We start from the raw sequence: 12577 nt of genomic DNA, 5'->3' as shown, positions 1-12577 counted from the left end.
TGAAATTTTCAAACTGGCTTTTTTTATTTTTCGGAAATTATTAGAATTTAATAATATCTTTCATTTTTTCGTTTTCTTCATTCACCATATCGTCGTCAACAAGAATTTTTCCACTGTGTTCATCAATGATGATTTTCTTTCTCTGTGCAATTTCCATTTGTTTTTGCGGAGGCAAAGTGAAGAATGAACCTTTTGGCGCACCTCTTTCTAAGCCTACAACAGCAAGTCCTGTTGGAGAGTTCGTACGGATTCTTTGGTAAGAAGCCAATAATCTCGCATCGATATTTGCTGCAAATTCTTTTGATTTAGCGATCAGAAAATCTTCTTCTTTTTGAGTTTCAGAAACTAAATTTTCCAGCTCTTCTTTTTTAAATTTAAGGTGGGTTTTTAATTCTGCAATTTTATTATTCAGTTCTTCGAAAGTTTCGTTTTTATGAGAGATTTTCGCAGAAAATTCTTTAATTCTTTTATCTGATAGTTGCATTTCAAGTTCTTGAAATTCAATTTCTTTGTCTAAAGCTTCGAATTCTTTGTTATTTCGTACGGTATCTTGTTGCGATTTGTATTTATCGATCAAAGATTTCGCGTGATTGATGACTTCATTTTTTGTATTAATTTCGTCATTCTGTTCTTTAATTTCAGCTGCGAATTTTTCGGATCTTTTAGCAAGACCTTCGATTTCACTTTCCAAATCTTCAACTTCAATCGGCAATTCACCTCTGGTGTTACGAATTTCATCTAATCTGGAATCGATTATTTGTAAATCGTAAAGCGCTCTTAACTTATCTTCAACGGAGATTTCTACAGTTTTCTTAGCCATATTGTTATAAAAAATAATTTACAGGATTGGTTTTCTCAAGAGATTTTGAGATTGCAAATTTAGGAAAAATTTCCGATAAAACCTCAAATAATTGTTGAGTTACAAATTGTTCGGACTCAAAATGACCAATGTCGCAGATCATCATTTTGTCTTCATTTTTAAAAAAATCGTGGTATTTTACATCACCTGTTAAGTAAGCATCGCAATTTTTTGAAAATGCAGCTTTTATTCCGCTGGTTCCGCTTCCTCCCAAAACGCCGACTCTTTTAATATTTTTTCCATTGAAATTAGAGTGTCGGATTATTTTCAGATTAAATTGATCCTTCACTAATTTTAAAAATTCATTTTCGGTCATTTCTTTTTCCAAGTCTCCGAAACGTCCCAAACCAGCGTATTGATTATCATTTTCTAAACTTAAAATCTTGTGTGCGACCTCTTCATAAGGATGCGAAGTTTTCATTGCGGCAAGTATTTGATTTTGTTTGTACGATTCAAATATGACTGAAATCATTTGCTCGTCTGCGTTTTCTCGAGTGTCTTGCTGGCCTGAAAAAGGATTTGAACCCTCATTTGGTCTGAAAGTTCCATTTCCTGAAACTGTAAAACTGCATTCATCATAAAAACCAATATTTCCCGCACCAGCTGCATATAAAGCTTCTTTCACTTTTTCTGAATATTCAGTGGGAACATAAACTTCCAGACTTTTTAAATTATTCGATTTAGGCATCAAAATTTGTTGATTTTTTAAACCTAACTTTTCGCAAATGCCATAATTCACTCCGAAGTAATGATTGTCAAAAGCAGTATGAATCGCATAAATTGCAATTTGGTTTTCGATGGCTTTCAATACTGATCGCTCTACGTAATTATTTCCAGTCAACGACTTTAATCCTGAAAAAATAATCGGATGAAAAGTAATTATTAAATTTAAATGTTTTTCAATCGCTTCGTTTACCACATTTTCCAGCGCATCATGACAAATTAGAATCCCAGTTAATTCCCGATCAGGATTTCCGCACAAAAGTCCAACATTATCGAAATCTTCTGCCTGTTTTAAAGGAATTCGCTTTTGAATTTCAAAAATTGCTTTATTAATAGTCATTTTCTTAAGTTTGTAGCGAAATTAAGGATAATTTCTTTAAATTTAATTTTTTGCTAAATATGGAAAGAGAACACGATTTTTTACCGGAGAGGACAAAATGGAAACGACTGGTTTTCAGGGTTATCTTTAAGGCAGATACAAAACCTGGTAAAGCATTTGACCTTATTCTCCTTTTTCTTATTTTGCTAAGTACTTTCATCGTAATGATGGAAAGTGTAAGTGTTTATGATGCGAAACTTCATCATATCTTTATTGTGATAGAAATTTTTATTACGGTCATTTTTACAATAGAATATATTTTAAGAATTGTCACGCTCCGTAATAAGAAAGCCTATATTTTTAGTTTTTTTGGAGTCATCGACTTCTTAGCCATACTGCCCTTTTATCTAAGTTTATTCATCCCAATTACCAAGTATTTTTTGATTCTCAGAATGTTGAGAATGCTGAGAGTTTTCAGAATATTCAATTTACTGGATTTTATGAATGACGGTAAATTTATTGTAACTGCTTTAAAAAACAGTTCCCGTAAAATCTATATTTTCTTGATGTTCCTGATGATTTTTTCCGTAATCGTTGGTTCGCTCATGTTTATGGTAGAAGGACATCGGGAAGGATTTGAAAGTATCCCACAAAGTATTTACTGGGCAGTTGTCACCGTGACGACGGTTGGCTACGGTGATGTTTCCCCCGGTACTCCGCTGGGAAAATTTCTTTCGGTTCTTTTGATGCTTGCAGGTTATTCTATTATTGCAGTTCCGACCGGAATTGTAACGGCAGAGATGCGAAATAAGCGTCAGGATTTGTATAAAAGTTGCCCGAGATGCGGTAATAGTGATAATGATGACGATGCCAGATTTTGCAAAATTTGCGCGGAAAAATTAAAATAAAAAAAAGATGCATTTAAAAAATGCATCTTTGTCGAACTCCCCAATCATTTGTGTTTTGTTTGTTTAGAGTTTCTTTCGAATCCCTGCTCTGTCGAACAGATCATCATTGAAAAGTTTCCATCATTTGTGTTTTGTTTGATTCTTTTCGATGCTCAAATATAGAAGTTAATTCTATCACGATCAACCGTGAAATCACCCTATTTTTAAATAAAAGGTTATTTTTTTAAAATTAAATGTTACGCCTAAAATAAAACAACACTTCAATAAGAAGTGTTGTTTGTATTTATTTAAAATAAATGGTGATTTTTACACCATATGATATCAATTATTTTGACAGATTGCTTTTTACTTTTACAAGTTCAACATCAAAAATTAACCATGCGTTTGGTGGAATTACTCCTCCTGCTCCATTTGCGCCATATCCTAATTCAGACGGAATAAGCAAAGTTGCAGTTTCGCCTTCTTTCAATAATAATATTCCTTCGTCCCAACCTTTAATTACCTGACCAACTCCGATTGGAATATCGATCGGTTGATTTCTTTTGAATGAAGAATCAAATTCAGTCCCATCAACTAATTTACCAGCATAATGTACAGAAACTTCGTCGCCTTTTTGTGGAACAACGCCGTCTGTTTTTTTGGTAATCTTATAAAATAATCCTGATGGAGTTGATTGCATTGTAGCTTTCAAATCATCAACAAGCCTTTGCTGATTGGCTGCAAATTCTTCTTCTTTTTTCTTTTTATCGGCTTCGATCTTTGCCATCATGGCTTTATTATCTTCTGCAATTTTAGATTTTCCTTCAGTGAAAATTTTTGCTGCATCGTAACCTTTGTACTGGTCACCTTTAGAGAAGATCGACACTTTTTCTAAAACAACATTGGTTTTAGGTTTATCCTGTGGTCCTTTTTCAACATTTGCAATGACATCAACAATGTCTAAACCGTTGACTACTTTACCAAAAATAGTGTGTTTTCCATCTAACCAAGGCGTCGCAACTTCAGTAATGAAGAACTGAGAACCGTTGGTATTAGGACCAGAATTGGCCATAGAAAGAATTCCTTTCCCAGTGTGCTGCAAATTATTTTTCTCGTCGTCAAATTTATAACCTGGATCACCCATTCCCGTTCCTTGAGGATCACCTCCCTGAATCATAAAATCCTTTATCACTCTGTGGAAAATAGTTCCGTCGTAAAAAGGAACTCCTTTAGCTTTTGCTTTGTTATCGATTTTCCCTTCAGCCAAACCAACAAAATTGGCAACTGTAACGGGAGCATCTTTGTCTTCGAATTTAACGATCATATTTCCTTTTGAAGTTTGGAAATTGCCATAAAGACCTTCTTTCAGACCTTCGTAAGTTTCTTTGTCTACGTTCATTTTTTTATAAATTGAGGTGCAACTAGTTAGCGAAAGTGCCGCTACTGCGATTAAAAAATTTTTCTTTAACATTAATATAAGATTTATAGTACTTTTATTTTGATGATCAAGGGCATATCATTTGCGATTTTCTCATTGTCTCCATAGGTCCCAAAAGCTAAAACTGACGGTACCAAAAGCGTTGCCTCCTGATTTTTTTGTAAATACCTCAATGCATCTTCGACTGCCTTTAACTCTTCAAAATGTCCAAAATGAACATTGATTCTTTCTTTGGAGGTATCAAGAAGTTTCACGTGATCGAAATCAAAGATATCGTATCTGTAGGAAATGACATCACCATCATTTTTTCTGGGATTCTTCTGCAACTCATCAATGTTTACCCAATAATTCAAACTCATTGGATAAAATTTCTGGTCTTGATTTCTGATCCAGTCCTGAATTTGTATTCTTTCGGTAACATTCAAATTTTTCGCTCTGTTCCTGGAAGTATTCATATCTTTTTCGCTCAAAAATCCGCCTACAGGAGGATGAGTTTGGGTATTCTGTGCACAACCCATTAGAAACAGCGAGGAAATTATAATTATTTTTTGCATAAAAACTTTTGCGAAAATAAGAAATTCGCACCACATTATAAAACGAAAAAACCGGATAAAAATTTTTTCCGGTTTTTTATATTAATTTAGATCGAAATTAAACAGTTTCTAAAACATTTTTTTCTACCAAAACCCTCCAGTCGAAAGGATCTTCCGCTTTATTGGTTTGAATATCTACCAAATCTTTTTGAAGCGTTAATGCGAAACTTTCTTCTAATGATAATCTCGGAAGCATTAATTTTTCTCCTTTATAACCTAATGCCTCGAAAACGGTCGTTACAACAGCTGTCCCAACTCCCCAAACTTCTTTCAAAGTTCCGTTCTTTTGAGCTTCAACAACATTTTTTACAGAAATAGGTTCAATTTTCATTTCAATTCCTCTCTTATTTGCTAATGCAATAAAACTGTCTCTCGTAATACCGTCGAGAATTTTTTCTGAAGTTGGTGGCGTATAAATCGTATCATTGATTCTCACAAAAACATTCATTGTTCCACTTTCTTCAAAATATTCGTGGGTAGAATCATCAGTCCAGATGATCTGGTCGTAGCCTTCTTCCATCGCTAATTTCGTAGGATAAAATGAAGCTGCATAATTCCCGGCTGCTTTTGCAGAACCTACTCCACCATTTGCTGCTCTGGAATAGAAATCTGATATTTTTACTGAAACAGGTTCGGTGTAATAACTTTTTGCAGGAGTTGCAACGATCGCAAACATATATTTATTTGCAATTCTCGCTTTCAAAGCTTCTTCCGTAGCAAAAATCAGTGGACGAATGTATAAAGACATTCCTTCTCCCTGAGGAATCCAGTTTCTGTCCATATCGACAAGCGCCTTCAAACCTTCCAAAAACATTTCTTCAGTAACTTCCGGCATTGCCAAACGTGCAGCCGACTTATTAATTCTCGCAAAATTCTTTTCCGGACGGAAGAGAAAGACTTTTCCGTCTTTATCTTTATATGCTTTCATTCCTTCAAAACAGGCTTGACCGTAATTTACGCCCATCATAGCAGGAGAAAACGGAAGTTGACCATATGGAACCAATTTAACATCGCCCCATTTTCCGTCTTCAAATTCGCAGATAATCATGTGATCGATAAACGTATTTCCAAAAGAAAAATTTTCAGGATCAAAGCTTGAAATTCTTGGATTGGTAGATTTTTGAATTATCATATTAAAAATTATTTTTGATGTTCTACAAATTTAATATAATTTTTCAAATATCAAAATTTTAAATTAATTTTGGAAAAATTTAAGATGGAAAGAGAGATCAGAACTACCGAAGATGGCAGTAAGACATTGTATATAAATGATTTAAATGAAAACTATCATTCGCATCACGGTGCTTTACAGGAAGCCAATCATGTCTTTATTAAAAACGGATTAAATTTGGTATATAATTATGAAATTAACATTTTAGAACTCGGTTTTGGTACAGGTTTAAATGTTTTGGTTACAATTAATGATTTTTTGAAAAATGATAAAAATCATGTTATTAATTATTTCACCATCGAAAAATATCCCGTAAACGCAAACGAAGTGAAAGAATTGGATTACGGATCATTTTTTGACGATCCGGACATCAAAAAAATATACGATGTTTTGCATACTTGTGAATGGAATCAACGAATAGAAATTTTACCTAATTTTTTCTTTACTAAATTTCATTGCGATTTTTTTGACATCGAAAATTTAACCCTTCCAAAAATTAATCTTGTTTATTATGATTGTTTCGGGGCAAGAGTTCAGCCAGATTTGTGGGAAGAAAAAATATTTCGGATGGTTTCAAATAAAATGGAAATTGACGGATTACTTACGACGTACTCCTCTAAGGGAAGTGTGCGCAGGATTTTGAAGGAACTTCATTTTAAAGTAGAGAAAAAAGCTGGACCTCCGGGAAAAAGAGAGATGATTAATGCTGTGAAAATGGGTTCTGAGAACTAAGTAAAGAATACAAAAAATTACTAAATTTGGAAATACGTTCTCAAAATATTATTAAATATGATTGATAAAATAAATGTCAGAGTTTACGCAACTGTCCTAAAAGACAAGAAAATTCTGTCTCTTCACGAGGAATATGTAGGTGATCATTTGCTAAAATTTCCGGGTGGCGGATTAGAATTTGGGGAAAGTATCGTGGAATGTCTTCACCGTGAATTTGAAGAAGAATTGAATTTAAAAATTAAAAATCTGCAGCATTTTTATACGCAGGAAGATTTTTTAGTTTCAAAATTTCGGGATAATGAGCAGTTGCTGACTATTTATTATCTGGCAGAAATCGTTGATGAAGAAGACTTGATCATTCGCGACTCCTGTATCGAAAAAATAGAATGGATCTCCCTCGATACCGAAGAAAATCCATTCCCATTGCCTGTTGACAAAATTGTTTTTGATCTGCTTAAAAAGAAATTTTTATAAGATCTCGTTTAACACTTTAGCCAGACGAAGACCGCCATATAACAACTGGCGTTCTAGTAAAGATTCAAATTTATAATTGTAGTCGTAAGAATAAGATGAATCGGCAACAGAATTAGAATAAATCCTGTTTGCTTGTTTTTGACTGTCGTACAACCAGTCTGCGAGAGTCCCTTCCTGGATCTGTTTTACTTCTTCTTTCGATTTTACATCTAAAACATTTGCAAATTCTGTATAACTGTATTTCTGCGAATCCACTAATTTGGTGTCCCACAAAGAATGTAAATTAGTGTTATCACCAAAAAATTTAAGTTTAATTTTATTTCCACCCAAATCTTCTGCTCTGCCAATATGAAGCGGTTGAGCGGCATCTCCCATTAAATGAATGAGAAATCGAAGGGCAATTTCTTTGTCTTTAACAGAAGTATTTTTATCCTTAATCTGATCAGAAAGAATTTTTATTTGCGTATAAATGTTAGGAGCTTTCTGTGCATCTAAACTTTGAGTAAATGATTGAATATTCGGTTGCGGATCAGCATTAATATAATGCCATTGTTCAGTTTGCTTCCAAACTCCGGTAGTATCTGCTTTAATGAAATCTGGCCAGTTTGCCCAATATGCTAATTTTTCGTCACCAATTATTTTTTTCAAATGTCTCTTTGCTTTGCCTGAAAGGTGATTTTGAGCGATTTCTGCAATCACTCTGTGACCAGTTGTTCCCCAAGAATAGGCGAAGTTGAAACTCAAAATGGCTAAAACCAAAATTGAGTTCTTTAAAATTGTTTTCATTAATTATTTTTTGATTTTAAAATTCTGGTAACCTGGATAAGGTTGAAAGTAACCGGCGTTCCAATTGCTTTGAAGAAGAGCTTCCACAAATTCATCGGTCCGGTTTTTATGTGGATCAAATGGTTCTTTGATATCTACATCTGCAATATTTCCCTTTACATTCCACCAAAATGCACTCCAGCCGCCACGCAGTTCTTTAATGATATCGTACACGGTTTTTCCGGTGGCGCGATTCATTAATTTTGCAAAAACGCGTCCCTCGGTCGTGGTAAGATCTCGCAATTGTTTTTCGTATTGATCTGCTAATGCGTTCTGGCGGGCATTGACATATTTTCGTTGCGCACTTTTATCTAAACCTTTAGATTCATTTTCAATATCTTGATATTGCTCTAAAGCTGTTATGAAAAGGGGATAAACCCGATTCAATTTCTTGTTGAGAAAAAAATAATAATTTTGGTCGAGTTGATTATTGAATTTAGGTTTTTTGAATAAAATTAATTCATCCATTACTACCACATTCTCGCCATTTATTTCGTAGATCCTGGCTTTTTGGCCTTCGTCGTAGTAGTATTTGTTTCCGACATCATCGGTTTTTAACATTTCCGGCGGATACTGACTAATTGGCTTTGCGATAAGAATTGAATCTTGCTGTGCATGAGCGAAAAGTGCAGTAAAGAGAAGAAATATTAAGATCAGTTTGTTAAATTTCATTACTTTTACTTCCTATAAAATCAAGTTTTACACTAACAAAATTCATTCCCTTTCTCATGAAATTTAAAAATAAATCGCTACTATTTTTAGAAGAATATCTAAATACTGCATCTCCAACAGGTTACGAACACAACGGCCAAAAAGTCTGGATGGATTACATAAAACCGTATGTTGACAAAGTTGAATTTGACCATTACGGAACATGTTATGGCATAATTAATCCGGAAGCAGAATTTAAAGTTGTTATCGAAGCCCACGCAGATGAAATTTCCTGGTATGTGAATTACATCACTGATGATGGATTGATCTACGTCATCAGAAACGGTGGCTCTGATCAAATGATCGCTCCTTCAAAAATCGTCAACATTCATGGCGAAAAAGGAATTGTGAAGGGAGTTTTTGGCTGGCCAGCAATTCATACAAGAATTGGAGAAGAGAAAGAAACTACGCCAAAGCTCGAAAATATTTTTATTGACTGTGGTGCAGTGACGAAAAAAGAAGTTGAAGAATTAGGGATCTTTGTAGGAACCATGATCACCTATCCCGATGAATTTTTTGAGCTGAACGATCGGTATTTTGTTTGTCGGGCCCTGGATAACAGAATTGGTGGATTTATGATTGCCGAAGTAGCGCGACTTTTAAAAGAAAACAAAAAGAAACTTCCTTTTGGTTTATATATAACTAATTCCGTTCAGGAAGAAGTTGGCTTGTACGGTGCAGACATGATTGCAGATACGATCAAACCAAATATCGCCATCATTACAGATGTTACTCACGATACTACCACGCCAATGATTGAAAAGAAAAAAGAAGGCGACCTGAAATGTGGAGATGGTCCTGTCATTTATTTTGCGCCAAGTGTGCATCACAAAATCCGGGAGTTGATTGTAGAAACTGCAAAAGACAAAAAAATCCCTTATCAAAGAGCCGCTTCAAGCAGAGCAACAGGAACTGATACCGACGCATTTGCGCATTCAAACGGTGGAGTTCCGTCGGCTTTAATTTCGCTTCCTTTAAGATATATGCATACGACCGTAGAAATGGTTGCAAAAAAAGATGTGGCAAACGTAATTGAGTTGATCTACGAAACTTTATTACAGATCACGCCGGAAATGAATTTGAAATATCATTAAAAAAATAAATCTAAAGTTAACGCAACCAACAATTTTTAAAAAAGTAAAAATGAAAACAAAAATGATTGCTCCTTCCCTACTTTCTGCAGATTTCGGGAATCTTGAAAGAGATATCGAAATGTTGAATCAATCGCAGGCAGACTGGATTCATGTAGATGTAATGGATGGGAGATTCGTTCCTAATATTTCTTTCGGTTTCCCAGTAATGAAAACGGTACAGAAATTTTCGAAGAAATTTGTAGATGTTCACTTAATGATCGTAGAACCTGAAAAATATGTGGAAGAATTCATCGCTCAAGGTGCAGATCTAGTTTCAGTTCATTATGAGGCGTGTATTCATCTTCACAGAGTCATTAGTTTAATTCAGGAAAAAGGGGCGAAAGCGGGAGTTGTACTTAATCCTTCAACGCCAGTTTTAATGTTGGAAGATATTATTGCAGATGTAGATCTGGTTTTGTTGATGAGTGTAAATCCTGGTTTTGGCGGACAAAAATTCATTGAGAATACCTACAAAAAAATCGCAGAAACCAAAGATTTAATTCTATCGAATAATTCCACCGCATTAATTGAAGTAGATGGTGGCGTAAATTTAGAAAACTGTGGTAAACTTTTTGACGCAGGTGCTGATGTTTTGGTTGCGGGAAATGCGGTATTTTCTACCGATAGTCCACAAAAAACTATTGAGCTTTTAAAATTATAATTTTATTTTTACTGCAAGGTGGTAATGAAGTAAATTGAAAAAAAATAAAGATATTATTTATAAAATAAAGATTTATTGAACTTTTTCTCTCATGAGATGTGGGAATTTCATTTTCAAGGTTTTCTTTTCTGCTTCTCGAAATAAATAGGTTAAAAGCATTAAAGTATAAAGGATTCCCAGATCAAAAATTTTATGTAATAGTTTCATAATAATTGCTCTTTATAAAGTTTAAATATAAAAATTTATTCCTTTAAAATTTACCGTGAAAACACCTGTTTTTCAAAGTCAGATATAAATCCAGAGCTGTTCTGGATTTTTTCATGTAATACTTTTTAATATCTAAGATGAAATCAAATTTTTGCGCTCGCGATTATATTTTCAACTAGTTTTAAATATTAGACGTTTATTTCAACAAAAAATGCTCAGTAAAACTGAGCATTCATTTAACATATTCAATATTCTAGAAAATTTCTTTCCCAGCAAAATGAAAACTCGCTTCTAACAAAGCATTCTCATCGGAATCAGATCCGTGAACTGCATTTTCTCCAATAGATCTTGCGAACATTTTTCTAATGGTTCCTTCTGCAGCGTCTGCAGGATTCGTAGCACCGATCAAAGTTCTGAAACTTTCAACAGCGTTTTCGTTTTCCAGAACTGCAGCTACTATTGGTCCAGAAGACATGAAATCTACTAATTCTCCATAAAAGGGTCTTTCAGCATGGACTTCATAGAATTTTTTCGCATCTGCAACCGTAAGTTGAGTTAATTTTAAAGCTTTGATTTTAAAACCTGCTTCTGAAATTTTTCCTAAAATAGCACCAATGTGACCATCTGCAACTGCATCTGGTTTGATCATGGTGAATGTAATTTTACCTGACATATATCTTGTTTTATTGTGCCGCGAAATTACAAAAAACTTTCTTATCTTTGCACCGAAAGTTCACAATATATGAGTCGCCAATTTTTAGTTGGCACGGAAATTGTAATTATTTTTCCGATTCTCATGTTTAATTTGAGTTTTCATGGTTATTAGTTTTTACCCAGCTTCGGCTGGGTTTTTTATTGGGCCATATTTTCTTCGGCTTCTTCCATGAGCTTTAGGTAGGTCATATACCGTGTTTCCTCAATTTCTCCACTTTCGATATTTTCCAGCACGGCACATTTTGGTTCATTGATGTGCATGCAGTTATGATATTTGCAGCCTCTTCCGATCCGGAAAATTTCAGGAAAATAATGTTGAATTTCTTCTTTTTGAACATCGATCATGGCGAATTCCCGAACTCCGGGTGTGTCAATTACACTACCACCGAAATCCCAGAAATGCATCTGTGCAAAAGTAGTCGTATGTTTCCCTTTTAAGAGCTTTTCAGAAATTTCTGAAGTTCTTATATTCAAAGCAGGTTGCAATGCATTTACCAAAGTAGATTTTCCACTTCCCGAATGTCCAAAGAAAACAGAAACTTTGTCTTTGATGGTTTCCTGCAAAACTTCTAAATTCATTTTAGAATAAGAAGATATCTCTAAAGTTTCGTAGCCGATACGCCGATAAATATTCTCAATTATTTTCACAACTTCAATTTCATCATCGCTTAAAACATCAATTTTATTGAATAAAATTAATGGTTTAATATTGTAAGCTTCACAACACGCCAAAAATCGGTCAAGAAAACCTAAGGAAGTTTCCGGATGTTTTAAGGTATAAATGAAACAGGCGACATCAATATTGGATGCAATGATATGCGCTTCCTTCGAAAGGTTGGTTGATTTACGTATAAGATAATTTTTCTTCGGTTCGATCTTCGTGATCCAGGCAACGTCGTCGATTTCCAAAGAAAATTCCACCAAATCTCCTACTGCAAGTGGATTTGTGAGTCTAGTCTTGATGAGTTTAAATTTCCCCCGAATTCTGGCCTCGAGAAATCTTCCCGTTTCCTTTTCTAAAACCTGGTACCAACTTCCGGTGGATTTTGTGATGAGTCCTTTCATTAATTATTACAATTAAATTTTAACTCAAAATTCAAGCTTAAAAAAAAAGGGATGATATGATTGAA

General features: G+C 34.3%; 15 protein-coding genes. 5 read left to right on the top strand and 10 right to left on the bottom strand.

Translation table 11 applies throughout. The features are described 5' to 3' along the window. Window positions 1-40: 40 nt before the first annotated feature. Complete coding sequence (locus tag IV494_RS03790) at window positions 41-820, bottom strand: zinc ribbon domain-containing protein (RefSeq protein ID WP_196078825.1); 780 nt, start codon at window positions 818-820, stop codon at window positions 41-43. Between the two features lie 4 nt (window positions 821-824). Continuing rightward, window positions 825-1922: a Nif3-like dinuclear metal center hexameric protein gene (locus tag IV494_RS03785; RefSeq protein ID WP_196078824.1), complete on the bottom strand. Its 1098-nt coding sequence runs from the start codon at window positions 1920-1922 to the stop codon at window positions 825-827. Window positions 1923-1981: 59 nt separating this feature from the next. On the opposite strand from IV494_RS03785, the gene IV494_RS03780 reads away from it, so the two are divergent. After that, entirely contained in the window at window positions 1982-2809 is an 828-nt protein-coding gene (locus IV494_RS03780; protein ID WP_196078823.1) for an ion transporter, read from the top strand. Window positions 2810-3134: 325 nt separating this feature from the next. Here IV494_RS03780 and IV494_RS03775 read toward each other — a convergent pair whose 3' ends face one another. The 3 genes from IV494_RS03775 to IV494_RS03765 all read right to left on the bottom strand — a co-directional run bounded on the left by IV494_RS03775 (window position 3135) and on the right by IV494_RS03765 (window position 5951). After that, complete coding sequence (locus tag IV494_RS03775) at window positions 3135-4187, bottom strand: peptidylprolyl isomerase (protein WP_196078822.1); 1053 nt, start codon at window positions 4185-4187, stop codon at window positions 3135-3137. 83 nt (window positions 4188-4270) lie between these two features. Continuing rightward, entirely contained in the window at window positions 4271-4780 is a 510-nt protein-coding gene (locus IV494_RS03770) for an FKBP-type peptidyl-prolyl cis-trans isomerase (protein WP_196078821.1), read from the bottom strand. A 97-nt stretch (window positions 4781-4877) separates the two neighbouring features. Continuing rightward, a complete protein-coding gene (locus IV494_RS03765) occupies window positions 4878-5951 on the bottom strand; it encodes a branched-chain amino acid aminotransferase (RefSeq protein ID WP_196078820.1) in 1074 nt (357 codons plus the stop codon). Window positions 5952-6035: 84 nt separating this feature from the next. Between IV494_RS03765 and mnmD the strand changes: the two genes are divergently transcribed. Both mnmD and IV494_RS03755 read left to right on the top strand, forming a co-directional pair. Further along, on the top strand, window positions 6036-6722 hold the full coding sequence (gene mnmD / locus IV494_RS03760) for a tRNA (5-methylaminomethyl-2-thiouridine)(34)-methyltransferase MnmD (protein WP_196078819.1): 687 nt from the start codon (window positions 6036-6038) through the stop codon (window positions 6720-6722). A gap of 57 nt (window positions 6723-6779) precedes the next feature. Beyond that, window positions 6780-7196 (top strand): NUDIX hydrolase, encoded by a 417-nt coding sequence (locus tag IV494_RS03755; protein ID WP_196078818.1) that lies wholly within the window; start codon window positions 6780-6782, stop codon window positions 7194-7196. Here the strand turns inward: IV494_RS03755 and IV494_RS03750 are convergent. Further along, window positions 7191-7982, bottom strand: a complete 792-nt coding sequence (locus IV494_RS03750) for a S1/P1 nuclease (protein ID WP_196078817.1) — start codon at window positions 7980-7982, stop codon at window positions 7191-7193. The two genes, IV494_RS03755 and IV494_RS03750, sit on opposite strands and share 6 nt — an antisense overlap. Window positions 7983-7985: 3 nt before the next feature. Beyond that, the gene (locus IV494_RS03745; RefSeq protein WP_196078816.1) at window positions 7986-8693 is read right to left on the bottom strand and encodes a DUF4294 domain-containing protein; all 708 of its coding nucleotides are present in this window, start codon (window positions 8691-8693) and stop codon (window positions 7986-7988) included. Window positions 8694-8749: 56 nt separating this feature from the next. Between IV494_RS03745 and IV494_RS03740 the strand changes: the two genes are divergently transcribed. Further along, a complete protein-coding gene (locus tag IV494_RS03740) occupies window positions 8750-9826 on the top strand; it encodes a M42 family metallopeptidase (RefSeq protein ID WP_196078815.1) in 1077 nt (358 codons plus the stop codon). Between the two features lie 49 nt (window positions 9827-9875). Continuing rightward, window positions 9876-10526 carry a ribulose-phosphate 3-epimerase gene (gene rpe, locus IV494_RS03735; protein WP_196078814.1) on the top strand — a complete coding sequence of 217 codons (651 nt, stop codon included), beginning with the start codon at window positions 9876-9878 and terminating at the stop codon, window positions 10524-10526. Between the two features lie 72 nt (window positions 10527-10598). Here the strand turns inward: rpe and IV494_RS14850 are convergent, their stop codons facing one another. From IV494_RS14850 to rsgA, 3 genes are all read right to left on the bottom strand, one after another. After that, the gene (locus tag IV494_RS14850) at window positions 10599-10733 is read right to left on the bottom strand and encodes a hypothetical protein (RefSeq protein ID WP_262894665.1); all 135 of its coding nucleotides are present in this window, start codon (window positions 10731-10733) and stop codon (window positions 10599-10601) included. Window positions 10734-10986: 253 nt separating this feature from the next. Continuing rightward, window positions 10987-11406: a nucleoside-diphosphate kinase gene (locus IV494_RS03730; RefSeq protein ID WP_196078813.1), complete on the bottom strand. Its 420-nt coding sequence runs from the start codon at window positions 11404-11406 to the stop codon at window positions 10987-10989. A 179-nt stretch (window positions 11407-11585) separates the two neighbouring features. Further along, entirely contained in the window at window positions 11586-12512 is a 927-nt protein-coding gene (rsgA, locus tag IV494_RS03725) for a ribosome small subunit-dependent GTPase A (RefSeq protein ID WP_196078812.1), read from the bottom strand. Window positions 12513-12577 lie beyond the last annotated feature (65 nt).

The organism is Kaistella gelatinilytica, from assembly GCF_015679325.1.
In the GTDB taxonomy this organism is placed as follows: Bacteria; Bacteroidota; Bacteroidia; order Flavobacteriales; family Weeksellaceae; genus Kaistella; species Kaistella gelatinilytica.
The sequence above is the reverse complement of the archived record's forward strand: the minus strand, read 5'-3'. Positions and strand labels throughout refer to the sequence as shown.

Excerpts from the sequence above, each read along its gene's own strand:
- IV494_RS03790 (WP_196078825.1), bottom strand. The coding sequence starts at position 820 with ATGGCTAAGAAAACTGTAGAAATCTCCGTTGAAGATAAGTTAAGAGCG.
- IV494_RS03785 (WP_196078824.1), bottom strand. The coding sequence starts at position 1,922 with ATGACTATTAATAAAGCAATTTTTGAAATTCAAAAGCGAATTCCTTTA.
- IV494_RS03780 (WP_196078823.1), top strand. The coding sequence starts at position 1,982 with ATGGAAAGAGAACACGATTTTTTACCGGAGAGGACAAAATGGAAACGA.
- IV494_RS03775 (WP_196078822.1), bottom strand. The coding sequence starts at position 4,187 with ATGAACGTAGACAAAGAAACTTACGAAGGTCTGAAAGAAGGTCTTTAT.
- IV494_RS03770 (WP_196078821.1), bottom strand. The coding sequence starts at position 4,780 with ATGCAAAAAATAATTATAATTTCCTCGCTGTTTCTAATGGGTTGTGCA.
- IV494_RS03765 (WP_196078820.1), bottom strand. The coding sequence starts at position 5,951 with ATGATAATTCAAAAATCTACCAATCCAAGAATTTCAAGCTTTGATCCT.
- mnmD (WP_196078819.1), top strand. The coding sequence starts at position 6,036 with ATGGAAAGAGAGATCAGAACTACCGAAGATGGCAGTAAGACATTGTAT.
- IV494_RS03755 (WP_196078818.1), top strand. The coding sequence starts at position 6,780 with ATGATTGATAAAATAAATGTCAGAGTTTACGCAACTGTCCTAAAAGAC.
- IV494_RS03750 (WP_196078817.1), bottom strand. The coding sequence starts at position 7,982 with ATGAAAACAATTTTAAAGAACTCAATTTTGGTTTTAGCCATTTTGAGT.
- IV494_RS03745 (WP_196078816.1), bottom strand. The coding sequence starts at position 8,693 with ATGAAATTTAACAAACTGATCTTAATATTTCTTCTCTTTACTGCACTT.
- IV494_RS03740 (WP_196078815.1), top strand. The coding sequence starts at position 8,750 with ATGAAATTTAAAAATAAATCGCTACTATTTTTAGAAGAATATCTAAAT.
- rpe (WP_196078814.1), top strand. The coding sequence starts at position 9,876 with ATGAAAACAAAAATGATTGCTCCTTCCCTACTTTCTGCAGATTTCGGG.
- IV494_RS14850 (WP_262894665.1), bottom strand. The coding sequence starts at position 10,733 with ATGAAACTATTACATAAAATTTTTGATCTGGGAATCCTTTATACTTTA.
- IV494_RS03730 (WP_196078813.1), bottom strand. The coding sequence starts at position 11,406 with ATGTCAGGTAAAATTACATTCACCATGATCAAACCAGATGCAGTTGCA.
- rsgA (WP_196078812.1), bottom strand. The coding sequence starts at position 12,512 with ATGAAAGGACTCATCACAAAATCCACCGGAAGTTGGTACCAGGTTTTA.